This is a genomic window from Bacillus sp. EB106-04-02-XG92 (assembly GCF_058791995.1).
The window spans coordinates 69,265-93,626 of the sequence record NZ_JBYTEA010000007.1; the positions used below are offsets into that span (position 1 = coordinate 69,265).

At 34.3% G+C, this 24,362-nt stretch carries 28 protein-coding genes; 17 read left to right on the plus strand and 11 right to left on the minus strand.

All coding sequences use genetic code 11. From position 1 onward, the window contains the following. Positions 1-27 precede the first annotated feature (27 nt). The 4 genes from AC3WVA_RS18570 (at position 28) to AC3WVA_RS18585 (ending at position 3,612) form a co-directional block, all read left to right on the plus strand. A complete protein-coding gene (locus tag AC3WVA_RS18570; RefSeq protein WP_098346509.1) occupies positions 28-804 on the plus strand; it encodes a hypothetical protein in 777 nt (258 codons plus the stop codon). Positions 805-1,034: 230 nt separating this feature from the next. Continuing rightward, on the plus strand, positions 1,035-1,817 hold the full coding sequence (locus AC3WVA_RS18575; protein ID WP_492322082.1) for a hypothetical protein: 783 nt from the start codon (positions 1,035-1,037) through the stop codon (positions 1,815-1,817). 61 nt (positions 1,818-1,878) lie between these two features. Beyond that, complete coding sequence (locus AC3WVA_RS18580; RefSeq protein ID WP_098346510.1) at positions 1,879-2,655, plus strand: hypothetical protein; 777 nt, start codon at positions 1,879-1,881, stop codon at positions 2,653-2,655. A gap of 180 nt (positions 2,656-2,835) precedes the next feature. Then, complete coding sequence (locus AC3WVA_RS18585) at positions 2,836-3,612, plus strand: hypothetical protein (RefSeq protein ID WP_078384704.1); 777 nt, start codon at positions 2,836-2,838, stop codon at positions 3,610-3,612. A 459-nt stretch (positions 3,613-4,071) separates the two neighbouring features. Here the strand turns inward: AC3WVA_RS18585 and AC3WVA_RS18590 are convergent, their stop codons facing one another. Then, positions 4,072-4,857 carry a GNAT family N-acetyltransferase gene (locus AC3WVA_RS18590; RefSeq protein ID WP_492322083.1) on the minus strand — a complete coding sequence of 262 codons (786 nt, stop codon included), beginning with the start codon at positions 4,855-4,857 and terminating at the stop codon, positions 4,072-4,074. Positions 4,858-4,989: 132 nt separating this feature from the next. Here AC3WVA_RS18590 and ytfJ point away from each other — a divergent pair, with 132 nt between their 5' ends. The 4 genes from ytfJ to AC3WVA_RS18610 all read left to right on the plus strand — a co-directional run bounded on the left by ytfJ (position 4,990) and on the right by AC3WVA_RS18610 (position 7,006). Continuing rightward, complete coding sequence (gene ytfJ / locus AC3WVA_RS18595; RefSeq protein WP_000349987.1) at positions 4,990-5,415, plus strand: GerW family sporulation protein; 426 nt, start codon at positions 4,990-4,992, stop codon at positions 5,413-5,415. 160 nt (positions 5,416-5,575) lie between these two features. Next, entirely contained in the window at positions 5,576-6,352 is a 777-nt protein-coding gene (locus AC3WVA_RS18600) for an oxalate:formate antiporter (RefSeq protein WP_141539635.1), read from the plus strand. A 51-nt stretch (positions 6,353-6,403) separates the two neighbouring features. Continuing rightward, on the plus strand, positions 6,404-6,724 hold the full coding sequence (locus AC3WVA_RS18605) for a hypothetical protein (protein WP_098346512.1): 321 nt from the start codon (positions 6,404-6,406) through the stop codon (positions 6,722-6,724). Between the two features lie 69 nt (positions 6,725-6,793). Beyond that, positions 6,794-7,006, plus strand: a complete 213-nt coding sequence (locus tag AC3WVA_RS18610; protein WP_000711204.1) for a hypothetical protein — start codon at positions 6,794-6,796, stop codon at positions 7,004-7,006. Between the two features lie 29 nt (positions 7,007-7,035). Here AC3WVA_RS18610 and AC3WVA_RS18615 read toward each other — a convergent pair whose 3' ends face one another. Next, positions 7,036-7,374, minus strand: a complete 339-nt coding sequence (locus AC3WVA_RS18615) for a hypothetical protein (RefSeq protein WP_001253199.1) — start codon at positions 7,372-7,374, stop codon at positions 7,036-7,038. 288 nt (positions 7,375-7,662) lie between these two features. Here AC3WVA_RS18615 and AC3WVA_RS18620 point away from each other — a divergent pair, with 288 nt between their 5' ends. From AC3WVA_RS18620 to AC3WVA_RS18645, 6 genes are all read left to right on the plus strand, one after another. Then, positions 7,663-8,343, plus strand: a complete 681-nt coding sequence (locus AC3WVA_RS18620) for a class I SAM-dependent methyltransferase (RefSeq protein WP_098346513.1) — start codon at positions 7,663-7,665, stop codon at positions 8,341-8,343. A gap of 94 nt (positions 8,344-8,437) precedes the next feature. After that, positions 8,438-10,126 carry a formate--tetrahydrofolate ligase gene (locus AC3WVA_RS18625; RefSeq protein ID WP_012644371.1) on the plus strand — a complete coding sequence of 563 codons (1,689 nt, stop codon included), beginning with the start codon at positions 8,438-8,440 and terminating at the stop codon, positions 10,124-10,126. Between the two features lie 90 nt (positions 10,127-10,216). Continuing rightward, entirely contained in the window at positions 10,217-10,744 is a 528-nt protein-coding gene (locus AC3WVA_RS18630) for a hypothetical protein (protein ID WP_048528760.1), read from the plus strand. 19 nt (positions 10,745-10,763) lie between these two features. Beyond that, a complete protein-coding gene (locus AC3WVA_RS18635; RefSeq protein ID WP_098346514.1) occupies positions 10,764-11,933 on the plus strand; it encodes a DEAD/DEAH box helicase in 1,170 nt (389 codons plus the stop codon). A gap of 187 nt (positions 11,934-12,120) precedes the next feature. Next, positions 12,121-12,930, plus strand: a complete 810-nt coding sequence (locus AC3WVA_RS18640; RefSeq protein ID WP_141539637.1) for a sugar phosphate isomerase/epimerase family protein — start codon at positions 12,121-12,123, stop codon at positions 12,928-12,930. Positions 12,931-12,985: 55 nt separating this feature from the next. Next, a complete protein-coding gene (locus AC3WVA_RS18645; protein WP_098346515.1) occupies positions 12,986-13,369 on the plus strand; it encodes a VOC family protein in 384 nt (127 codons plus the stop codon). Between the two features lie 44 nt (positions 13,370-13,413). On the opposite strand, the gene AC3WVA_RS18650 is transcribed toward AC3WVA_RS18645, so the two are convergent. Both AC3WVA_RS18650 and AC3WVA_RS18655 read right to left on the minus strand, forming a co-directional pair. After that, positions 13,414-14,052, minus strand: coding sequence for a zinc dependent phospholipase C family protein (locus AC3WVA_RS18650; RefSeq protein ID WP_098346516.1), 639 nt, complete (start codon positions 14,050-14,052; stop codon positions 13,414-13,416). Between the two features lie 29 nt (positions 14,053-14,081). Beyond that, a complete protein-coding gene (locus AC3WVA_RS18655) occupies positions 14,082-15,068 on the minus strand; it encodes a quinone oxidoreductase family protein (RefSeq protein ID WP_098346517.1) in 987 nt (328 codons plus the stop codon). Between the two features lie 207 nt (positions 15,069-15,275). Between AC3WVA_RS18655 and AC3WVA_RS18660 the strand changes: the two genes are divergently transcribed. Both AC3WVA_RS18660 and AC3WVA_RS18665 read left to right on the plus strand, forming a co-directional pair. After that, positions 15,276-15,854: a sigma-70 family RNA polymerase sigma factor gene (locus AC3WVA_RS18660; protein ID WP_098521157.1), complete on the plus strand. Its 579-nt coding sequence runs from the start codon at positions 15,276-15,278 to the stop codon at positions 15,852-15,854. Continuing rightward, on the plus strand, positions 15,851-16,531 hold the full coding sequence (locus tag AC3WVA_RS18665) for a DUF3600 domain-containing protein (protein WP_098346519.1): 681 nt from the start codon (positions 15,851-15,853) through the stop codon (positions 16,529-16,531). The genes AC3WVA_RS18660 and AC3WVA_RS18665 overlap by 4 nt, the downstream gene beginning before the upstream one ends. Before the next feature lie 57 nt (positions 16,532-16,588). Here AC3WVA_RS18665 and AC3WVA_RS18670 read toward each other — a convergent pair whose 3' ends face one another. The 3 genes from AC3WVA_RS18670 to AC3WVA_RS18680 all read right to left on the minus strand — a co-directional run bounded on the left by AC3WVA_RS18670 (position 16,589) and on the right by AC3WVA_RS18680 (position 18,385). Continuing rightward, positions 16,589-17,023, minus strand: a complete 435-nt coding sequence (locus AC3WVA_RS18670) for a hypothetical protein (RefSeq protein ID WP_098346520.1) — start codon at positions 17,021-17,023, stop codon at positions 16,589-16,591. Between the two features lie 85 nt (positions 17,024-17,108). Next, the gene (locus tag AC3WVA_RS18675) at positions 17,109-18,080 is read right to left on the minus strand and encodes an MBL fold metallo-hydrolase (RefSeq protein WP_429603724.1); all 972 of its coding nucleotides are present in this window, start codon (positions 18,078-18,080) and stop codon (positions 17,109-17,111) included. Positions 18,081-18,175: 95 nt separating this feature from the next. After that, a complete protein-coding gene (locus tag AC3WVA_RS18680; RefSeq protein ID WP_048528768.1) occupies positions 18,176-18,385 on the minus strand; it encodes a DUF3925 family protein in 210 nt (69 codons plus the stop codon). 224 nt (positions 18,386-18,609) lie between these two features. Here AC3WVA_RS18680 and bsaA point away from each other — a divergent pair, with 224 nt between their 5' ends. Beyond that, a complete protein-coding gene (gene bsaA / locus AC3WVA_RS18685) occupies positions 18,610-19,092 on the plus strand; it encodes a glutathione peroxidase (protein ID WP_000219424.1) in 483 nt (160 codons plus the stop codon). An 82-nt stretch (positions 19,093-19,174) separates the two neighbouring features. Here the strand turns inward: bsaA and AC3WVA_RS18690 are convergent, their stop codons facing one another. The 4 genes from AC3WVA_RS18690 to AC3WVA_RS18705 form a co-directional block, all read right to left on the minus strand. Then, positions 19,175-21,403 carry a transglutaminase TgpA family protein gene (locus AC3WVA_RS18690; RefSeq protein ID WP_492322084.1) on the minus strand — a complete coding sequence of 743 codons (2,229 nt, stop codon included), beginning with the start codon at positions 21,401-21,403 and terminating at the stop codon, positions 19,175-19,177. Then, positions 21,400-22,614 (minus strand): DUF58 domain-containing protein, encoded by a 1,215-nt coding sequence (locus AC3WVA_RS18695; protein ID WP_071758094.1) that lies wholly within the window; start codon positions 22,612-22,614, stop codon positions 21,400-21,402. Before AC3WVA_RS18695 ends, AC3WVA_RS18690 begins: the two co-directional genes overlap by 4 nt. Then, entirely contained in the window at positions 22,614-23,576 is a 963-nt protein-coding gene (locus AC3WVA_RS18700; protein WP_071758095.1) for an AAA family ATPase, read from the minus strand. The genes AC3WVA_RS18695 and AC3WVA_RS18700 overlap by 1 nt, the downstream gene beginning before the upstream one ends. Positions 23,577-23,963: 387 nt before the next feature. Then, entirely contained in the window at positions 23,964-24,305 is a 342-nt protein-coding gene (locus tag AC3WVA_RS18705) for a hypothetical protein (protein WP_000877034.1), read from the minus strand. Between the last annotated feature and the right edge of the window lie 57 nt (positions 24,306-24,362).

Below are 24,362 nucleotides of genomic sequence, written 5' to 3' on the forward strand. Positions count from 1 at the left end.
GAAACATATAGAAGGTGAAGAGCCAGGATGTGGAATATAAAAGAAGAAGATTTAGATAAGTTTAGGATGACATGTAATGATCGTTTAAGTCCTGAGGGTGCTACAGGATTTATGTTTGGAGGAATACTTTATAGTTCAATAGCCGTTTTTTCTATTATTGTATCAGGTGATTGGGATTATTGTATGGTTCTCCTTAATATAGGAATTGTTAAGCTGGAAGTGTTGTTATATGCTCTGCAAGTAATTTTTTTCATTCTATATTTATTTCCAAAAGCTCAATTTAAATTTCAAAAGCTACAAACACTTGTTGTATTATTATACGCACTTCAAATGGCTACTATATTACTTACAGTTTTAGTTGTTTCTGAAATAGCTAATAATTCAATGGATCGTATTACGTTGAATTATGTATGTTTGCTATATTTAGGAGCAGTAATTTTTCATATTACAACAACAATAGATACATTTAAATTGGCAAGTGAAGGTGCATTTAGTATGGATGAAAGATCCGCTTCCTTTTTTAGTAAAGCAAAAGGAACTATGATGAAAGTTGCTTCAATATACGCATTAATCCTTCTTATTTTGATTTATTTTCATAATGATTATGCGTTTGATACTTTTATTGGATATGTAATAGGTACTGTTTTAATGTATACGATAGCCATAGGTGCAGCTGAATTTCAGCTATTAGCATATTGCAAGTTTAAATTTCCGTCATTTAATAAAACGTGGGAGCAACATAAAAGAGAGACTCCAAGATATCAAAAGAAAAATAAAAAAAGTAAATCGAAACGTAGGGCATAAAGAAATTACGTATTGTAAGTTTTGATGATAAAAAAGTAATAACTTACAGGAGAGTATTTGAACTATCAAAAGCATTCGGATTATGTACGGCAATTAATGTAGTGATGATATACATAAAAGATTATCTAAATTTAGTTATACAAAAGATGAAGATACTTAAAAAAGTTTCGAATGTAATGGGATTTTAGTGAATGAAAATTATTTAAACTGTATAGAAGGTGAAAAACTGAATGTGGAACATAAAAGAAGAAGATTTAGATCAATTTAGGATTACATGTAGAAATCGTTTAAGTCCTGAAGGTGCGACGGGATTTATGATGGGAACAATCATTTTTGTTTCATTATTGATGTTTTTTATTTTCGTAGCACTAGTTACAGATGGTTGGGATTACTATTCAACTTTTTTCGACAAAATAATTGTTAGCATTGAATTAGTTTTATATAGTTTACAAATAATTTTTTTAATACTATATCTATTTCCGAAAGCTCGTTTTAAATTTCAAAAGTTACAAACGCTCGTTGTAATATTATATGCATTTCAATTAGGTACAATAACATTTACAGCGTTAGTTCTTCCTGGAATGACTGACTATTCAATTGATCGAATGACTTTAATTTGTGTAGGGTTATTATTTATAGGAGCCGTTATCGTTCATATTGTGACAACAATTGATACGTTTAAGCAAGCAAGTGAAGGTGCGTTTAGTATGGATGAGAGGTCTCAATCATTTTTTAGTGAAACAAAAGAAAGAATGATAAAAGATAGTATGGTATATAACTTAGTCCTTCTAATAATCATTTATTTCCATAATGATTATGACTTTGATACGTTAATTTTGTATGTAGTAGGGACAATTGTAATGCATGCAGTAGCCATCGGAGCAGCTGAATTCCAGCTCTTAGTGTACTGTAGATTCAAATTCAAGTCATTTAATATGACATGGGAAGAGAATGAGAGAATGCGTGGGAGATTTCGAAAGCGAAATACAAAATTCAAAACGAAAAGTAAGTAAGAGTGAAATAGAATTTAAGTGTATGAGAATTATTTAAACTGTATAGAAGGTGAAAAACTGGATGTGGAATATAAAAGAAGAAGATTTAGATGAGTTTCGAATGACATGTAGAGTAAGATTAAGTCCTGAGGGAGCTACAGGATTTATGATGGGGGGCATACTCTTTAGTTCAATAATTATATTTTCTATCGTTTTATCAGGTGGTTGGGAGTATTGTAAGGTTCTCTTTGGAATGGGAATTGTAAAGTTTGAGCTGTTTTTATACAGTGTGCAATTCATTTTTTTAATACTATATTCGTTTCCAAAAGCTCGTTATAAATTTCAAAAATTACAAACAATTGTCGTGTTATTATACGCATTTCAATTAGGAACGATTGGGCTCACAGCTTTAATTGTTTCTGAAATAGCTAATAATTCGATTGATGTTTTGACATTGACGCTTGCAAGTTTATTATTTTTAGGAGCAATAATTTTTCATATTGTGACAACAATTGATACGTTTAAACAAGCGAGTAAAGGTGTTTTTAGTATGGATGAGAGATCTAAATCATTTTTTAGTAATACAAAGATGAATGTACTGAAGGGAGTAATGATATACGTACCACTCCTTCTGGTTTTAATTTATTTTTGTAACGACTATGGGTTTGATGCTTTACTAATGTATGTGGTTGGGAGCATTTTAATGTATGCAGTAGCAATCGGAGCAGCTGAATTTCAGCTATTAGCGTATTGCAGATTTAAATTTCCATCATTTAATAAAACGTGGGAGCAACATAAAAGAGAGACTCCAAGATATCGAAAGAAAAATAAAAAAAGTAAATCGAAACGTAAGGCATAAAGGGAAATAGCATAATAAATTTAAATGTCTGTCATTAAATATAACGTGGGAAGAGAATGAGAGAATGCGTGGGAGAATTCGAAAGCGAAATAAGAAATTCAAAACGAAAAATAAATAATATATTAGTAGAATTTTAGTGCTCGAAAAATAATTGAAACGTATAGAAGGTGAAGGGCCAGGATGTGGAATATAAAAGAAGAAGATTTAGATAAGTTTCGGATGACATGTAATGATCGTTTAAGTCCTGAGGGTGCTACAGGGTTTATGTTTGGAGGAATACTATTTAGTTCAATAACAATTTTTTCTATTGTTTTATCAGCTGGGTGGGATTACTGCATGCTTCTCTTTAATATAGGAATTGTTAAGTTAGAAGTATTCTTATATATTATACAAATAATTCTTTTCGTCATTTATTCATTTCCGATAGCTCAATTTAAATTTCAAAAACTACAAACCCTTGTCGTATTATTATGTTCATTCCAATTGGCAACAATAGCTCCTATTGCTTTGACTGTTACTAAAATGGCTAATAATTCAATTGACTGGATTACAATACTGTATGCGGGTTTATTGCTTTTAGGAGCAGTAATTTTTCATGTTTTGACAACAATTGATACGTTTAAACAAGCGAGTGAAGGTGCGTTTAGTATGGATGAGAGGTCTGCTTCTTTCTTTAGTAAAACAAAAGGAAAGATGATGAAGTGGGCTACATTATACGCAGTAACTATTCTTATTTTGATATATTTTCATAACGATTATGGATTTGATGATTTATTTATGTATGTAGTAGGGACCTTTTTAATGTATACGATAGCCATCGGAGCAGCTGAATTTCAGCTATTAGCATATTGCAGATTTAAATTTCCATCATTTAATAAAACGTGGGAGCAACATAAAAGAGAGACTCCAAGATATCGAAAGAAAAATAAAAAAGGTAAATCGAAACGTAAGGCATAAAGAAAGTGCGTATTGTAAGTTTTGATGATAGAAAAGTAATTATTTACAGGAGAGTATTTTAACTTCTAAAAGAAAATTTAATTATGTAAGGTGATTAAAGTGATTAGAAGGTTATCTGATCGAAAATGTAGAGTGGGTAGTGTGATGATGAAATGAACACAAAAAAGGTTTCTAAAATGATTATTATCATAATAGCGACATAAGTGTGATAAATGTTTCATAAATATTTCTATTTGTAGTGGAAAGAATTTGAGGATAAACAGGTAGCCCCAATTGCTGGAGTAGATGCAACAATTGGGGCGTTTATCTATCTAAATTTAGCTTGAATACATAACATGTTTTAGTTAGAGTATTGCTCCGCAAGTAGTTTTTCCATCTTCATAATAACGGTGTGAAGTTTTTGTGTAATCGGCTTTTATTGCTAAGTTACAACTATTTCCTCTTATAGAGTACTTCTTATTATCGATACATCGTCCACATCCCGATGTCTTTAAACCCTAGACGTTTATAAATTCGTCCAGCAGCTGGATTGTTATAAAATAAACAAAGTGTTCGGCCTTCTTTCGTAAAGTCTTGAATCATTTTTTGTAATATGAGTGAAGTATATCCATTTCCGCGATAATTCGGATTTGTGCATACGCCAACTACCATAGCGGATAATGAATTTTCAGCGGAAGTAGAGGCGGATGCGATGATTGTGCCATCTTTTTCAATATAATAAGTACGTCCTGTATTTGTTTCGAGAGCTTGTCTTAATATTTTCTCTGATTCATTAGCAGTCCGGAATTCATCGATGCTACTTCTTAATTGCATAATTCGATCTACATCATCTATTGATGCAAGTTTAATCGTTTCATGAATAGGCGTGTCAGGTAAGTTGTTGCCATTTAGACATTCACAAAAATACATATCACTTTTGACACCTAGTTGAATAGCAGGAGAAGTTTCAAATTTTTCTACGATAGTTGACTTGCCAGATAGTTTAAGCGGCTTATACGCAGAAAGAAGTGCCTCATAGTCAGAGGTGGAAAATTCTTCTTTACTATATGGGATAAATGAATCGTGGAAGCGGAGTAAAATTGATTTTAATGTTCCATCCTCTTTAAATACTCCCCATAGTTCTTGGAAATCTGTATCATAACCGAAAGCTTCAATATCTCCAATAATAAATAAGTTAAGGGCTGCTTCTTCTTTTAGGTAAGCGAATACTTGTTCATGATCTTTCTTTGTTAATTTTCGCATCATAAAGAATCGACCTCTTTTTTATTTTTTCTAAATATTACAACTTAAGTTTTTTGAAAGCAATATAAAATTTTATGTTTAGTTCACAAACTTTCGGAAAAACTAGGAAAGATATGACAAAGGAGGTTATGAACGGTGGATCATCCAATTCAAGGATTAATGAAAGCGGCAATGGAAAATTTAAAAGAAATGGTCGATGTAAATACGATTGTTGGAGAGCCTGTTCAAACGGCTGACGGTGGTGTGGTGTTAACGGTTTCTAAAGTAGCGTTCGGGTTTGGAGCAGGAGGTTCTGATTTCCAAACGAATGATGGACAAAGAGCGAACGGTAACCCTGCATTTGGTGGCGGTAGCGCAGGTGGTGTTTCTATTACACCAGTAGCATTTCTTGTGGTGAATAAAGATGGAGTAAATATTCTTCATCTACAAAATGCGACACATTTAGCAGAAAAAATGATTGAATTAGCTCCACAAACAATTGATAAAATTCAATCGATGTTCCAAAAAGATGAAAAGAAAGAGGGAAATCATCATCCTCAAAACCCAGATGAAATCCTTTAAAAACGCCTGCTTACGAGCAGGCGTTTTTTCTTGTAATCACTATGTAATAAAACTCATGAAATTGTAAATAGTTTTTGAACTTTTTTCTATGTTTCTAAAATTTTTCATGTTAAAATATGCTATAGAATTGAAACATATAAAACGAAGGTGGCTAGGTGCTTTGTCTGGAGGATCTGACCAAGTAAAGAATATGATATATATTAATGGTAATCGTCGAGGTCATTGTTTTATCACATCAGGAATTACGTTTAAAGAGTTTGCAAGTAACATCCCTTCACCGCTTCATCAAGTGTTGCTTTTAAAGCACAACTTTGAATGGACAGATTTTCATTATCATACTTTATTTGAATATGTTGAGGAAGAAAATATACATAAGTTAATTCAAGCAGAGATTGATGAATTTGATGAATTTTGTTGGGTAGATTTTGATGATGCAAGCGATTTAGATGAATTAGAGCCAAAAGAAATTGCAGAGCTTTTATATTTGGCTCACAAAAAAGAACCACTTGCAAGAACATTCTTTCCGCTGTTGAAAAATAGATTTGTTTATTTTTCACATGATGACGGATGGTACAACAAAGTTTATTATCGTAGAATTGGAGATTTTGTAGGGATGTTAAGTAAAGTCATTCCTTATAAACTCGGTGCTTTCGGTAAAAAGCGTTTTTCTTTCTTCCAAAAATCAAAAATTTTCCCAGCAATTTCGAAAGAAGTAATCATGGGGCTTCTTCCATTAATGGAAGATGGTCTTTATATTGATTTGGCAGGGAAAATCGAGTCAAGAAGGGGTCTTGAAATTCCGGTATATGTAGTTGGTTCGTATGAAAGTACGGATGAGGTACTAGATAATATCGATGAATTGAAAGAAGAAGCAACAGAGACGGGTTGGCTTATTTTTGATAAGAAAGAACAAGAATGGCAATGGGTTGTGGACTAAGAAAACTTGGCGCATGAAGTCAAGTTTTCTTGTCATTTGAAAGGAGTTCAAATGAAGAAATATTATACAATTGTGGGTATTGTAAGTATTATTCTCGTGGCAATTTTACTTATTACTTGTCCGAAAGAATCAGATTTTAAAGTGTATGTAGAGGATAAGTATGAATTGAAATGTGATGAGAGTAGTTTTGAATGCACACAAAATGTAGATGGTAAAAAAGAAAAATTACAATTTGAAAGTACAGACGCACGAAATGGTGTCTTCTTTATGACTGTAAAGCAAACATTTAAAACTGAAGCTGGTGTTACGAAAGAATATAGCGGGGTAGGAATGTTTGGTACATTTCTTTTTGTTTCAGAGAAGACTTTCTAGTAATAGAAGGTCTTTTTTTTATGCTTATGTTCATATAGATGAAGTAAGACAAGCATAGGAGGGGTATTGATGAAGAAGGAATGTATTGTTTGCGGCGGTGAGGAGTTTTTCACTTCTACATTATATGCACGTACGAAACAAGATTGGGCATATGCGCCAAACATGTACCGTTTTGAAAAGGTGTTTATTGAGCATAGGGATGAAGAAAATTATCCAGTGTTTCAAGAAATTACAGCGAAACATTGCTGTGGATGCGGTCATATTATGTTGTATCACGAATGAACACACCAAGTATAACTTGGTGTGTTTTTTTAAAACGCTGACAAAGCAAGCGGATAAAGTAAAGTAAATAAAACAGAAAAACTACCAAAACCAATTGCTGTATATCCAAGTGTTCTTGCTCCAAAATTGACAGCTAATAAGCCGACTAAAATTGCAAGGGAACCGAGTGTAACAGGATAAAATGCAATTGAGAAAAGCGAAAGAAATAAAGCGACATAGCCTATCATTGCACCGGTATTTGTACCTTCTATTTCATTTGCAATTTCTTTACGTTTATGTCTAATTGGTATGCCAGCTGGTGATATTTCAGCTGCATACTCTTCGTTTTTTTCACCACTTTTAAAATGATGATTTCTCTTTCTTCGCATGTACATCCCTCTCTTTCAATTGGGTGTACCTATAGTATCTTACATAAAGAGAAGAACATGAGTATGAGTTAAACCCAAGTAAAGCAAAAATTGGAGAATAAAGATTCTATCGTTAGCATGTACATCTCCTAATGAAGATAAAGTGAAACTTTAATCAGTGGGGTTTTCTTCATCCCCACTGATTATTAGCCCTCACCAATCGGGCTGCCCATAAAAGCGAGATAAACAGGAATTTTGGAAAATGATGTAGAATGAAATGAGTGATAAACCGTGAAGGTAGGGGAATGCATGACGAAATTTAATTGGCATGAATCAGCAGAGAAAAAATGGGATAGTAGTGCAGAATTTTGGACTCAAAATAGTCAGGAGATGTGGGATAGCGGGAGTAGGAGTACAATTATTCCATTTTTTGAACAATACGTGAAGAAGGAAGCTCAGGTGCTTGATGTTGGTTGTGGAGATGGATACGGTACATATAAATTAAGTCGCGCGGGCTATAAAGTAGTTGGAGTAGACTTATCAGAAGTGATGATTCAAAAAGGGAAGGAGCGAGGAGAAGGACCGAATTTATCTTTTATAAAAGGGGATCTTTCTTCCTTACCATTTGAAAATGAACAATTTGAATCAATTATGGCAATTAATTCTTTAGAATGGACCGAGGAACCATTACGAGCATTAAATGAGATAAAGCGCGTTTTAAAAAGAGATGGGTATGCATGCATTGCAATTTTAGGACCAACAGCAAAACCTCGAGAGAACAGTTATCCTCGTTTATACGGCAAAGACGTTGTTTGTAATACGATGATGCCTTGGGAATTTGAACAGTTAGCGAAAGAACAAGGTTTTGAAGTTGTAGATGGTATTGGGGTATATAAGCGCGGAGTAAATGAGAAGATGTTGGATCAACTCCCTACAGAGTTACAACAATCGTTAACATTCTTATGGGTATTTATGTTAAAAAACGTATAAAGAAATGAAAGAATTTTTAGGAGGTAAATAAGTGCAGAAAATACAAAAAACTGATACAATATCATCAGAACCAATTAAAGGGGGACTAGGGTATATGACAACTACTACAACAGTTAAATCCGACATTGAAATCGCACAAGAAGCGAGCATGAAGAAGATTCAAGAAATTGCAGCTGAATTAAATATTTTAGAAGATGAATTAGAGCCATACGGGCATTATAAAGGTAAGCTATCTCTTGATATTTTTAAGCGCTTACAGAATGAGAAAGACGGTAAAGTTGTTTTAGTAACAGCAATTAACCCAACTCCAGCTGGAGAAGGTAAATCAACAGTAACAGTTGGTTTAGGTCAAGCTTTTAATAAAATTGGTAAGAAAACAGTAATTGCACTTCGCGAACCATCTCTTGGACCAACGATGGGACTAAAAGGCGGGGCAGCAGGTGGTGGTTTTTCACAAGTTGTACCTATGGAAGACATTAACCTTCACTTTACTGGAGATATTCATGCGATCACAACTGCCAATAACGCGTTAGCGGCGTTTATTGATAATCATATCCAACAAGGAAACACACTTGGAATTGATACGCGTAAAATCGTTTGGAAACGCTGTGTTGACTTAAATGATCGTGCCCTACGTAACGTAGTAATTGGTCTCGGTGGACCAGTTCAAGGTGTACCACGTGAAGACGGTTTCGATATTACAGTGGCATCTGAAATTATGGCCGTATTCTGCCTTGCAACAGATATTCAAGATTTAAAAGCGCGTCTATCTCGCATCGTAGTTGCTTATAACTTTGCAAATCAACCTGTAACGGTTAAAGATTTAGGTGTAGAAGGTGCGTTAACGTTATTATTAAAAGACGCATTAAAACCAAACTTAGTGCAAACGTTAGAAAATACACCAGCTATCATTCACGGCGGACCATTTGCGAATATCGCTCACGGTTGTAACAGTGTTATCGCTACAACAATGGCAGCAAAATTAGGTGATTATGTTATTACAGAAGCTGGATTCGGTGCTGATTTAGGTGCAGAGAAGTTTTTAGATATTAAAGCGCGTGCAGCTGGCATTAAACCAGAAGCTGTTGTTATTGTTGCGACTATTCGTGCGCTTAAAATGCATGGCGGCGTAGCAAAAGATCAATTAAAAGAAGAAAATGTAGACGCATTAGCAAAAGGTATGGAAAACTTACAGAAGCATGTTGAAACAATTCAAAGCTTCGGTGTGCCTTTCGTAATTGCAATTAATAAATTTATTACAGATACAGATGCAGAAGTTGCTTACTTACAAGAGTGGTGCAATGAGCGTGGCTATGCAGTATCCTTAACGGAAGTTTGGGAGAAGGGTGGCCAAGGCGGAGTGGACCTTGCTGAGAAAGTGTTAAAAGAAATTGAAAAAGGTGAAAACAACTACGCGCCACTTTATGAACTAGAATTACCATTAGAAGAAAAAATTCGTACAATTGCTCAAAAAGTGTACGGCGCAAAAGATATTGAATTTGCTCCGAAAGCACGTAAGCAATTAGCTCAATATGAAGGAGAAGGGTGGAGTAACCTACCAATTTGTATGGCGAAAACACAATACTCTCTTTCTGACGATGCAACAAAATTAGGTCGTCCATCTGACTTTATCGTTACAATTCGTGAGTTAAAACCATCTATCGGTGCAGGATTTATCGTTGCGTTAACAGGAACAATGTTAACAATGCCAGGCCTTCCAAAACAGCCAGCAGCACTGCAAATGGATGTAAATGAAGATGGAAAAGCAGTAGGTTTATTCTAAAAGGTTGTAATTCATCTCGTTTATCTGTAAACTATATATACATCAAGTGGCGCCTTTCCATCGAAAGGCGCCTGTTTTTTGGAGGAAATTATGTTTGATCCAACTGCTTTTGATAATTTAAAAGTAATCGTAGAAGGCGCTGTTTATGATTTTGATTTACATGGAGATATTCTTGTAACAGATCGAAAAGATATGATGGACCTTGCTTCATTAAGTCGTATATATCATATTTCATTTCAATTAACAGAACCATTCGAACCGTTAGTAGAAGCAACATTTTCACTATCTGTAGATGCAAAGAACTTGTCTGGTGAAATATTAGAAGTACCACAATTTACACCAGGTTGTGAAATGAAGTTAGCATTTTCATTCCCGATAGAAAAGCCAGAGGTAGCGTGCGAAGAAATTGAAACTTTCATGCATTCTATATGGGGAAAAGAAAGAATGATTACGCAAAAACTTTCATACGAATATAATAAGCAAGCGATTTCATATCATAATAAGGTAGAGGTTCTATTTCAAAAAGCGATTACAGAAGACCATGTTGATGATTTAATAGCTGTTATTTCACACATGATAGAAACGGTGCGAACAATACAACATTTTCTTCAAAAATAGAGATAAAGGAGAAAAACAAATGATAAAAGATATGCAACCATTTTTACAACAAGCTTGGGAGAAGGCTGGTTTTAAAGAATTAACTGAAATTCAAAAACAAGCGATTCCAACTATTTTAGAAGGACAAGACGTTATAGCTGAATCTCCAACTGGAACAGGAAAAACATTAGCGTACTTATTACCCCTTTTACATAAAATTAATCCTGAAGTAAAACAGCCACAAGTTATTGTTTTAGCGCCAACACGTGAGCTTGTCATGCAAATTCATGAAGAGGTTCAAAAGTTTACAGTAGGAACTGAAATTTCAGGTGCATCTTTAATTGGTGGTGCAGATATTAAGCGTCAAGTTGAAAAATTAAAGAAACATCCGAGAGTAATTGTTGGTTCACCAGGACGTATTTTAGAATTAATTCGTATGAAAAAGCTAAAGATGCATGAAGTGAAAACAATTGTATTTGATGAGTTTGATCAAATTGTAAAACAAAAGATGATGGGCGCTGTACAAGATGTAATTAAATCAACGATGCGCGACCGTCAATTAGTATTCTTCTCGGCTACAATGACAAAAGCTGCAGAAGACGCGGCACGTGATTTAGCAGTTGAACCACAGTTAGTACGTGTAACTCGTGCTGAGTCAAAAAGCTTAGTTGAGCATACGTACATCATTTGTGAGCGACGCGAAAAAAATGATTACGTAAGAAGAATTATGCATATGGGCGATGTAAAAGCAGTTGCTTTCTTAAACGACCCATTCCGTTTAGATGAAATTACACAGAAATTGAAATTCCGCAAAATGAAAGCAGCAGCTCTTCATGCAGAAGCAAGTAAGCAAGAACGTGAAGCGACGATGCGTGCTTTCCGCGGTGGTAAATTAGAAATCCTACTTGCTACTGATATTGCGGCACGCGGTATTGATATTGATGATTTAACACATGTAATTCACTTAGAATTACCAGACACAGTAGACCAATATATCCACCGCTCAGGACGTACTGGACGTATGGGTAAAGAAGGAACTGTCGTATCTCTTGTAACACCACAAGAAGAGCGTAAATTACTTCAATTTGCGAAAAAACTAGGCATCGTATTTACGAAGCAAGAAATGTTCAACGGATCGTTTGTAGAAACGAAACCGAAAGCACCAAAGAAAAAGAAACCAGCATTTACTGGGAAGAAAAAGCCTAGATAATGAATGGGAAAGACGTAACTATTTGTAGTTACGTCTTTTTTATTTGCAATTGAATAATACAGCAGTTTTATTAATGGTTATTAATATGTAGCTGTTATCAATTTTTCAATCAACATATGTACAAGGAAGTAATATAAAGAGAGTCGAATATTAAACTGGTGCGAAATAATAAAAAGAAGGTACATATATGGATAGGAAATTAGGAATGTTTTTAAATACGAAATATATTGAAGTAAACGAGGGAATACAAAAAGCAAGGGAATGGGATTTAGAATATATTCAATTATATGCTATGAATACAAACTTCAACTTAGCTAATATTCCAATGGTAGAGTGGAGTACTTTAAAGAAAAGCTTATCCTTTAATGGAATAAAGATTCCGTCATTAGCAATTAGCTTTGGAGAAAATGGAATTATGGGAATAGAAGCTGAGAGTGCAATAAATCAGTTTAAATATATTACTGACAGAGGTTTGGAGCTTGGGGCAAAGATCATAACAGCTCATATTGGGAAAGTTCCAGATGATGAAAAAAGTGCCTACTATGATAAAATGGTACGGGTTTGTTATGAGATAGGAGAATTAGCATTCAAATTTGGGGGATTCTTTGCTATTGAGACGGGATCTGAAAAAGCAATAGTATTAAAACGATTTTTAGAAACTGCAAACTCGAAAGGACTAGCTGTTAACTTTGACCCAGCAAATTTAATAAGTGATGTAAATGAAAATCCGGGAGAAGGTTTATTACTATTAAAAGATTATATAGTACAAACTCATATTAAAGATTGTAAAGAAGTGAAAAGTGATCGTTCAACTAAGTATATAGAAGTAGCAGCAGGAAATGGTGAAGTAGATTTCGATATATTCTTCAAGGTATTAGATGAAATTGGATTCGATGGTTATAACATGATTGAAAGAAATGATTATTTTGACGAACTGGACGGGATGAATCAGTCGATAAATTTTGCAAGGAAGTACATACCAACTCAAAAGGAATAACGATAGCACTTGTAGAAACCTACATAGAATATAAAAACCATTAGGGGGAAATGAAATGATTCATAAAGTTGGACAAATTATGTTATATGTAAACAATCAAGATGAGGCAGTACATTTTTGGACGGAAAAGGTAGGGTTTCATGTAGTTTCAGAGGAAGATAATAAGCAAGGAATGAGATGGATTGAAATCGCTCCGAAAAGCGGTGCAGAAACGAGCATTATATTACATAATAAAGAAGTGATTTCTAAAATGAGCCCAGAATTAAATCTTGGTACACCATCCTTAATGTTCTTCTCAGAAAATCTTGATCAATTATATACAGATTTAACAAATAAAAATGTTACTGTTGGCGAAATGGTAACTATGCCTTCTGGCAAAGTATTTAACTTTGCTGATAGCGAAGGGAATTATTTTGCGGTTATGGAGAAGAACCAATAATAATATTGCTATGTGAACATCCCCCTCAAATATATTGAGGGGGATTACATGTTTGAAGTGGATTTTTCATTAGAGAGTTGATTAATATAAAATACGCCTTTTTCAATAGCTGTCTCAATATAACCAACGATTTGATTAAACGTAAACACCTGTAAGTCTTCGTGCAAATGTTGCTCGGGATACAACATATCTTCAAAAAGATACTTTCGAAATTCTAAGACGTTTTCTTTAGTAACTTCTTCAATATCCACGATGTGAGCCTCTTGATTGAGAAGAGAGAATAGCTGCTGTTCTTTATCATAATGATGAAGCAACTTTGCATTTAACAATTTAAAATCGTTATAGTACATAGGTGCGATCGTTTCGTCATTTTCTATTCTATTTTTTAGCCAAGGTAGAAAAAAGCCGCTTAGCCAATTATCATCGGCAATGAGGTGGGTGTAATAGCCTAAGAGAAAAGGGGAATCCATTTGAGCTTTATATTTTTGAAAAAAAGAATTGAAATCTATCCTTCTCGTATAGTTTTTCGTTGTACCAGCGTAAAAGTGTGAAGTTCCTTTTTCTTCTGCTGAATGAACCGCATCAGGGGCTACACCTCCAAGTATGAAAGAAGTTTTATCTTGGATATATAGTTTTTCGGCAATCTTGATAGCGATAATAGCATGCATAATTCGTGATCCCATGAATGACACCTCGGTTTCAAGTATTCATTTCAGGAAGAGGACTGAACAGTTAGTATTACTTTCCCTGTACTTTTTCTACTTTCGACCCATTCATGTGCTTTCCCTGCATCTTGAAGCGGAAAAGATTTCGTTGCTTTTACTTTTAGACTGCCATCACGTAGATAACGGAAAACTTCATTTGCAGTTTCTTGGAGTAGTTCAGGACGTTTTTTTCGTGTAGTGCCAAAGCTAAAACCGAGTATAGAGCGGCAACTTGCGTGTAAATCTTTCGTTTGGAAATTACCAATTTCACCGCTAGCATTACCGAAATGAATGAGGCGACCGTAATAAGCGAGACAATTTAAACTTTTTTCTGAAACCGTTCCAGAAATAGAATCTAAAATTACATCAACCCCTTCACCGTTTGTCAGCTCGTTTACTTTCTCTACAAAATCCTCATCTTGGTGACAAATAACATAATCAGCTCCAGCATTTAAAGCTATTTTTCTTTTTACTTCACTGCCGACAGTACCAATAACGGTTCCAGCCCCTAATCGTTTTGCAAGTTGAATAGCTGTTGTACCAATTCCGCCAGCCGCAGCATGAATGAGTACAGACTCGCCTTGTTGAAGCCTTGCCACATTTGCGAGTAAATTATAGCTTGTAAAAGATACGATAGGGCATGCCGCTGCAGTTTGAAAATCGACTTCATCAGGTAAAGCGAAAGTAAGGTTTTCGTTTGCGACAACGTATTCTGCGTAAGAGCCATTTTGAGGAAAAGCAATGACACGTTGTCCAGGATAAATATTTTTTACATGAGAACCGACTCGTTCTACAATACCAGCGACATCTATCCCTGGAATAAAAGGTGGTGCTGTATTTCCTTTTTTACCATAACGGGATTTAATATCAGCGAAATTTACACTTGTAGCAACAACGCGAATTAAAACTTGATTTTCTGAAATAGCTGGCACATCCACATCTGTATATTTCATCACTTCAGGACCACCGAACGACGTTACAACGATAGCTTTCATTATATGTCCTCCTAAATTTGACTATATAAATCATTTTAAATGTTCATTAGAAATTGGGAAATTATATAATAGTTATGCAAGGTTATAAGTGAAGCTTATGAACGCATTGAATCATTATATTAATTTATATAAAAAAACTTTTTAAAAAATCGAACGAAATAGTAATTACTTGCCAATATATAGTGTAGGACAAAGGAGGGATTGTATGTGAAGGATGAAACAGTGTATACAAATTTAATCCAATTGACTTTATCAGGAAATAAAGAAGCGTATAGCGAATTGTATGATAAAACGATTCAAGAAGTTTATAAAACAGCACATTTTTTAATTGAAGATAAAACAGATGTAGATGATGTCGTTCAAGAAATATACATACAGCTATATGAATCGCTTCGTAAGTATGATAGCGAGAAGCCATTTCGTCCTTGGCTAATTGGACTTGCGATTAAACAAATACATTCTTATAGAAGAAAGAGGTGGATGCGACTACGCATTATAAAAAAAGCAGAAGAGCAAAGAAAACCAGTGCAAATTGATTTTTCTAACGATGTTGTAAGTAAAATATCAAACCAAAAACTAATTGAACTCATTCATAAATTACCGTATAAATTGAAACAAGTTATTATCTTAAGATACTTACATGATTATTCACAAGAAGAAGTAGCACAAATATTACATATTCCAATTGGTACTGTGAAATCTAGAATTCACGCAGCATTAAAGAAACTACGTCAAAAAGAGCAAGTAGAAGAAATCTTTTTAGGAGAGGTAGGGAATGTGAAATGAGTTTAGATTGTAGAGTTAGAGAATCTATACAAGAGGAAGCGAAGGGGATTATCGCCCCGCCGGAGTTAAAAGAAAAAGTAATTGTTCAGATTAAAATGAATCGCGGGGGGAACAAAAGAAAGAAGCGTCTTATTGCAGGAGTGCTTACGGCAGCATTTTTACTCCCAACGACTGGTTTTGCGTATCAATCTATTATGGCGGATGGTATATACGGATCGTTTGAGAATTTAAAAAAACATGCTGGAGCCATGACGTTAGAGGCGTACATGCGTTTAAGTGCAAAGTTATCAGAGGCGAAAGATGAAATGGGTGCGAAAGAATATGAAGAGTTTACAAAAGAACTAAAAAAATTAACAAATGCAAAGCTTGCGTACGGAGATTCAAACGGTAATATTGATTATGATCAATTATCACCAGGAAAAAGAGAAGAAATGAAAAAGGTAAGTATGAGCCTTCAACCATACTTTGATAAACTAAATGGTCATAAATCTAGTAAAGAGGTATTAACACAAGAAGAATTTGACCGTTATGTAGAAGCTTTAATGACATATGAAATCGTACAAGTAAAGACAAAATCAACTGGTGGAATGAAAGTAGAAGAAGTACCTGAGGCGTACAAAGAAAGATTTATTCAAGCGGAGCAGTTTATGGAGTATGTAGATGAAAAGGTGAGATAAGTAAAAAAGCTCAATACTTTAGCTTTGAGCTTTTTTATTGAAACAAAAAAAGAGTGTTCAATTATATTTTTTCATATTTGCAGTATCTTTTTGTATAAAACAATCTAAAAGTGAATAACCAGCTATTAAACTTATTATCGTAACAAAAGTTGTATTTATTAGAATAATATTAACTAAATAAGGTAGGTATTCTGCAAGTGGTGAAAAGAGTAGTGCTGGGGAAAAGGAAATGAATAGTGTAGGCACGGTAATAGCAATAAATTTATCTGGTTGAAAGCGCCAGTTTTGTTTACTCGTTTCACGATTAATAGATTGAAGGAATCGTAATAAAATGCCAACTATAAGAGGGAAGAGTGTAAAGTAGAATAATCTTGGATAAACGTTAAAGTTTGCCTGCGCATCTGTATCTAAATAAAATTGAATTTTCACTCCGACGAATAATAATAAGACGATAAATAATGTAAAGCAGAGGTATAGCATCACTTTTTGCATTGCATTCCACCATCCTTTATTAAAAATATATTCAAAGAAAAAAGAGATATACAATAACTACTGTTGTATATCTCTTTTTTTACGGTTAGTTAATAGTGGAGTTTGCTTTTTCTTGCTTCGTGAAATAATCTATAATGCCCATCGCGCTAATTTCTATATCTAGATGTAAAATGTTATAAACGGAATGATCTGCTGGAACGTTTAACTTTGTAAGGTGGGAAGAAATCTTGTCCATTAATACAGTTTGTAAAGCTTTAGTCGCTTCATCGAAATCATTATACTGTTCAAAGACCTCTTTACCAGTATGAACGAAAATAGGTAACCAATGTTCAAGCTGGTTATATACTTCTGTAACGTTGGATGATGCGCCGTAATGGCCGAAATAAATACTATCTACATTCATACTTTGAATGTGATTTTTAGAAGCAATCATCGCATCGGGTTGGAATTGTGAAGGGGATGTTGATGGTAAATATAGTTCTACACCGACGTCTGCGAGTTCTCTATAATAAATGCCGATTGTATCGCCAGTAAAAATGCCGTTTGTTAATGAATCGTGAATGCTAATATGGTGCTTTGCATGTCCTGGTGTATCGTAAAATGTAAGTTTACGGTCTTCTGCAATTTGTAATGTATCACCATGTTGTACAATACGAACACGTTCTTCTTCTATAGGAAGAATGGGATCGAAAAGTTTGTCGAAATCTTCTTTGTATACAGCTTTTGCACCCAAAATAAGCTTTGTTGGATCAATCATATGACGAGCACCGCGAGAATGCACATATAAAGTAGCATGTGGGCATTTTTCCATCATTAAACCGGCAGCACCGGCGTGATCTAAATGAACATGTGTAACGATAATATTTTTTACATCGTTTAAATCAATATGTAATTGTTGTAAGCCGTCTAAAATATACGGAAGAGAAGGGGCTGCACAAGTTTCAATTAAAGTAATACCGTCACCTAATAAAACGTACGTACCAGTTCGCTCATTATGTTGTAAATCAAAATCATCAATAAGATATAGGTGAGAAGATAATTGCTCTACTTTTTTCATATTTACCACTCCTTATTTACTGTATGTTTCTATTATACGCTAAAATAGAAAAAAGGCAGAAAACGAAAACTCGTCTTCTGCCTTTTGTATTATTCTTATCTCGTTTGTTCTTTATTGATAGACATAACGAACAGTCCAACAATCCCGCCAACTAATGGAAGCATAATCTCTCCGGCTAAATTAAAATAGGAGCTTAAGAATAAACCATTTACATCGATTACCCAACCAATCACATACAATAACATCATATATAGTACGAAATAAAACTCGCGATTTGAAATCGTTTCATGTTGTGCAGTTTTCATAATGAACACCATCCTTTTCTTTTATAATGGAATATAAACTGTCACATTTTGTTCACAATTCAATTGTAAAACTTTCCAACATAAAAGTCTAGTAGTTTGTGTCGAATTTTTGAACAGAAATAAAGCGCTATCATTTATGAGTTTAAGTACGTAATAAGAGCTGTATATTCACGAATGTAGTATAGTATATACATAGAATGATAGTGAAGATAGGGGGAAGAACAATGACAGTTTATGATTTTTCAGCTAAAACGATAACAGGAGAAGATAAATCGTTAAAAGATTACGAAGGAAAAGCGCTTCTTATTGTAAATGTAGCTAGCAAGTGTGGTTTTACACCGCAGTATAAAGGGTTACAAGAAGTATATGATAAATATAAAGACCAGGGACTAGAAATACTCGGCTTCCCTTGTAACCAATTTGGAGGACAAGAACCAGGTACAGAAGCAGATATTACTAGTTTTTGTGAATTAAACTACGGTGTAAATTTCCCGATGTTTGCAAAGATTGATGTGAAAGGCGATAAGGCTCATCCCCTGTATACATACATGACAGAACAAGCACCAGGTTTACTAGGTATGAAAGCAGTGAAATGGAACTTTACTAAGTTTTTAATTGGAAAAGACGGGAAAGTAGTAGGACGTTTTGCGCCGCAGACGAAACCGGTGGATTTAGAGGTTGAAATTGAGAAGGTACTTGGAGAATAACTAGAAGTTTTACTTTATTAAAAACGCCTCAAAGAACTATATTGTTCATTGAGGCGTTTTCTTTCAACTCACATTATCAAGATTAAATCGCTGAATGGAAGTCATTTGATTTAGGCGGAGAAGCTGCTTTTTTTATAAGGATTTCCCATAATTGTACGGATTTTTCCCATTCTGCTGCGGCCTGTCCCTTTTGATACATAGCGTTTTCATAACTGAAAGTAAGCTGTTGCATATCATTCGAGTTGTAAAGTGTATCGATATGGAGAGCATATTCTCGGAACGTTTGACTTTCCCCACGTGGTAAACCGATTCGTACAAATTGTTTCAAAAGTGCGCTGTAAGCTTTGCTATAGACAGCATCATCTTTTCGATATTTATAGAAAAGAATGATAAAAAATGTAATCCATTTCATTCTAGTAGCGAAGAGAGTATAGCCGATAATACTAATTGGTATCGTAGAAAGGAATACGTACCACCAAGAAAATCTATTTTTAGAAGTTGTAATCTTTTTAGTAGGAGTTTCTTCTGTATCTTCTATTAAACTTTTAAGCTTTGCTTCATTGTTTCTTTGGTGCATTTGCGCGTTTTGAGAATTAGTTTCTTCGCTATTTTGTATAGTAGGAGCAGGAGTATTATTTGTGAAATTATAGGGATTCGTAAATCCTTTTGTTGGTTCGAATGGAATCCATCCGTATCCAGGGAAATATACTTCGACCCAGGAGTGTGCGTTATCGTTCGCGATTTTATAAACATCCGCACCTTCAGCACCCACAAGCGTATTATCAAGAGTTCCTTCTGTATAACCTTTTACCCAGCGAGCAGGAATCCCAGCAGAACGAAGTAACACGATCATAGACGTTGAGAAATTATTACAGTAGCCGCTTTTTGTATCGAAAAGAAATTGATCAACATAATCTTGGTTTTTGGCAGGGAACAGCACATTCATTGTTTCATATACGAAAGAATGGTCAGTGAAGTAGTTTTCAATAGCCAATACTTTATCATATCGGTTGTCTTTATCGTTTGTTAGATTAGCAGCTAAGTCTCTTACTCGCTGCGGTAATGATTCGGGAAGTTGCGTGTACTTTGTCATGAAATAAGGATTTGTTTCTTGACCTTCATTCATTTTTATAGCTTTCAAGTTTTCTATGGAAAACTCCGGGACCTCATATGTTACTTTATATGAATGTAAAGTAGTAGAAGAATTTCCGTCCATCGTATAGATTTTTTCTGAAAATGGGTCAACACTGTATGTTACATCTGAAGAAGCTGCAACTGATACTAACCCTGTTGGATAGGTGAGGTGAGGATAACTTTTTTGCATGGTAATTGTCGCCTCAGTTGTCTCTGTTTTTGTATTTTGTTCGTACCAGCTCACGACGTCGTTTTTATTTTTAAAAGAAATCTTTTTTTGATTTTCAGAAACTTCCCAGCCTTTACCTGTATAAAAATCTTTCGTTTCGACTCTCCAATATTGTTTGTTTTCTGTTTGTGCTGTGAATACAATTGTAGGGTCTGACTTAAAAGGACCACCTAATTTCGAGTCATCTAAACCATACCCAATTTTAGAAACTTCTTGCTTTTTACTTGCTTCGGATGTGTTGAATTTTAAAAAATCCATTGGGTTTGGCCATTGAGGACCAAATTTTGGAGCGAAGTATGCGATAGTTGCTGACAATACAATAAATATTGTAAGAGGTTTAAGTAATTTTGAGATTTCTCTAGCATAATTTTGTAAGTGTTCCATCTCTTTTATTCGTTCTATGCGAAGAAGACTAAGCATAAAAAAGCCGATAACAACAGTACGAATAATAGCATAGTTAGCATTATATAAATGCAGGTTATGAAAAATAGTAATATAAATAATAGTCAATATAAGAAATAACAACCCACGTTTTTTATGAATCATCCAAAAAGAGATGAAAGCACTCAAAAACCAAAATGATAAAAAAAATAAAAGTGTTGGAAAAACTGGAGAGATATCCAGCAAATTCCCCTGAAATAACAAGGAGGAATTACGAGAAATATCAGTAAAAAATTTCGTTAACCAAGATGGATTTATAAAAGCATTTTTATAATACAGGAAATGAATGATGAATAAAATTGTGACAATCTTTATAGGAATCTGCCATCTTGTTTGAAAAAAAGAGAGAGTGAAGCAAACCCCTATAAATATTACAAAAATATCTAATCTACCTACGTTTGTAATACCTATAAGAGGCCTTAGCCATTCTAGTAAAAGTAGAAATGCGCATGCATGCATGAAAAATCTAGTCATATCCAATTGTTTTTTTGCCTGTAATGTTATCATTTGCTCACCTCAAAAAACACGTTTGTATACTGGTTTCCATAAACCACATTTACAAATATTTTTCGTTTTTGTAGAGTTTCTAGAATACTAAGTTCTCGATGTGAGAGTTGATTTGCTTTTTCTTTCACGACAAACACTATTAATTTTCTATTTTTTATAGCAGCAAAGTCAGCTGTTTTTTGAATATCGGGAGAAAGATCGCTTGTCACGAGTATAATCGTGACAGGCTCATAAATTTTTCTTAATTCCATTTCAACACTCCGGGAGAGCGGGAATGCGCTGTCCGCTTGTACTTTCGCTAAATGACAAAAGATTTGATGTAACTGACTATCTCCATTGTCTAAAGGGAAAAAAGTTCGCTCTTTTCCAAAAGACACGAATGACGCTGGTGAATTTTGTTTCAAGACAGCTCTAACAATAGAGGCAGTAAATGTGACGACTGATTCGAATAGAGGGGATGAGGTTCTGTCCATGAATATCATAATATTATGGCTGCGCTGTTGTTCAAATTCTTTCGTCATAATGTTGTTTGTTCGTGCAGTTGCTTTCCAATCAATCCACGAAAAGCGGTCACCAGGTTTATAGTCTCTCACACCGACAGAAATGGTAGAATCTTTTACTAAATTTATATTTGCTGAAAGTGCTCCTTGTTCGAAATGATTTTCCATTTGTCGATACGTTATATCTACATACTGAGGATAGACTAAAAATGTATCTGGAACTGAGAAAGTTATTTCTTTCTCCATCATACCGAATAGATCGCCAGTTTTGACGCGTACGCTTGAAAAAGAGTGCTCACCTCTAGGGATTGTGTCAATTGCATATTGAAACGAAATATTTCGTTTCAATCCTGGAAAGAGTATTACTTTATTCATTTTCGTTTGTTTATAATTTGTAAATTGTGATGGTAGTTCATCTTCTATAATTAAATAAAGCAAGGGAAAAGGAGATTTTCTTTTTATTGTAATGGTGCTTAAAAATGGTTCTCCTGCAACATATTCGTCTTGATTTGTTATTCGTTTTACTTCGGCGTCCCGTAAAGCATAGAAGGGGAGTAATAATGAATAAAGACCAATAGGAATCATACTGTAAAACAAAAACCAACTTACAAATCCTCCTTGAAGCATAGCGTATACAAATGTTAAGACTAGGCATAACGGAATGAGTGATAACTTAGTAAAATGATAGAGTGATCGTAGTATTCGTTTCATCAAAGGTTCATCTTCCTTTGAGTCGGTACGGTAGTTCGTGCAATGATTTTTCCGATAACTTGTTCTCCTGTAATTCCTTCAAATTTTGCTTCCATTTTTAGAATGAGTCTGTGAGCCAATACGTAAGGAGCTAAAAATTTAACATCGTCTGGGATAACATAATTTCTTCCATGGATAAAAGCATAAGCTTGTGAAGCTTTCATTAAAGCAATCGAGCCACGCGGACTTGCACCAAGCTGTATAGAACTATAAGAACGAGTCTGACTAACAAGCTTTACAATGTAATGCTTGATTGCTTTGTCCATACTTACTTCCCGTACGCTCTGTTGTAAATAAAGTAATTCTTTTATTGTTGTAATTGCTTGTAAATGGGAGAGAGGATTCGTTTTTTCCATCCTGTTTAAAATTTCAAATTCTTCTTCTGGTGTAGGATATCCCATTTTTAGTTTCAACAAGAAACGATCGAGCTGGGCTTCTGGTAAAGGGTATGTTCCCTCATATTCGACCGGATTTTGTGTAGCCATTACAAAGAACGGTTTTGGTAACGGTCTTGTCATGCCATCTATTGTAATATTGCCTTCTTCCATACTTTCAAGTAAAGCAGACTGTGTTTTTGGAGATGTACGATTAATTTCATCAGCCAGTATAAAATTCCCCATAATTGGTCCAGGCTTGAACTCAAATTGGAGCTCTTTCGGATTATAAATAGAAACACCTGTTACATCTGATGGAAGTAAATCAGGTGTAAATTGAATACGTTTGTAATCAGCATCAATAGATTTAGAAAGTGCCCGTACTAACATTGTTTTCCCAACTCCAGGAACATCTTCTAATAGTACATGACCTTCAGCTAAGAGAGCTGTCAAAGCTAAGATCGTTTCTTTTCGTTTTCCGACCATTAACTTTTCAATATTGTTGATTATTTTTTCTATAATGGGATGTAATGAATCAAGCTGGTGCATCGTAATCCTCCTAATGTTATTATTGTTTTCTAATCTATTTAGTGAAAAATAGCATGAATCTATCTAATTGTGGGCGGTAAAGATTTTATCTTTAATTCTAAGAATATTCAGATTATTTATTCTGATTACATCTAGTATAATTGTTTCCGTAACTTAGGGCAATATGGTAAATAATGATTTCTCTTTTTATGTGAAGTATGTCTTGATATAGAATAGTATCGTCGGTAAAAATAGAAGAGGGGAAGGAAAGATTGACCTCAATGAGCAAAATAAATAGCGTAGGAAACCCTACGCGTATAGTTTGGAACATATATTAATACCCCTTGTGAATAAAAAATAAAGTCGACTTCACATGAAGAGACCAGCTATTTAAATTATTACACTCCTTTATTTTGTATCTTTCTTATATTCTTTTCGTTTATTTAACCAAATATGAATTAATTCTACCAATTCCATTGTTTCAATCTCACAATATTCTCCTTTACCATCTTCGGCTAAATTGTCTAATATAGTAGTTGTGTCGTTCTGAATTTCTAAACCGCAAATGTTGCCATTTACTACCACATAATTTTTTTCTCCGTTTAAAATACTATGTATTTCTTCTAAAATCCAATCTCCAAAAGCTGCAACTTCAATTCCTAAAAAAGTTTCAACAAGTTTAATTTCTTTAGGAAGTCTCATAACTAAATCGCCACTGTTAAGCACTTCAAAACTATATGGATATTTCATGACTATTTTATTCCTTTTACTTCTCTATTAATCTCATAAGCTCTATTAAGGTAATAA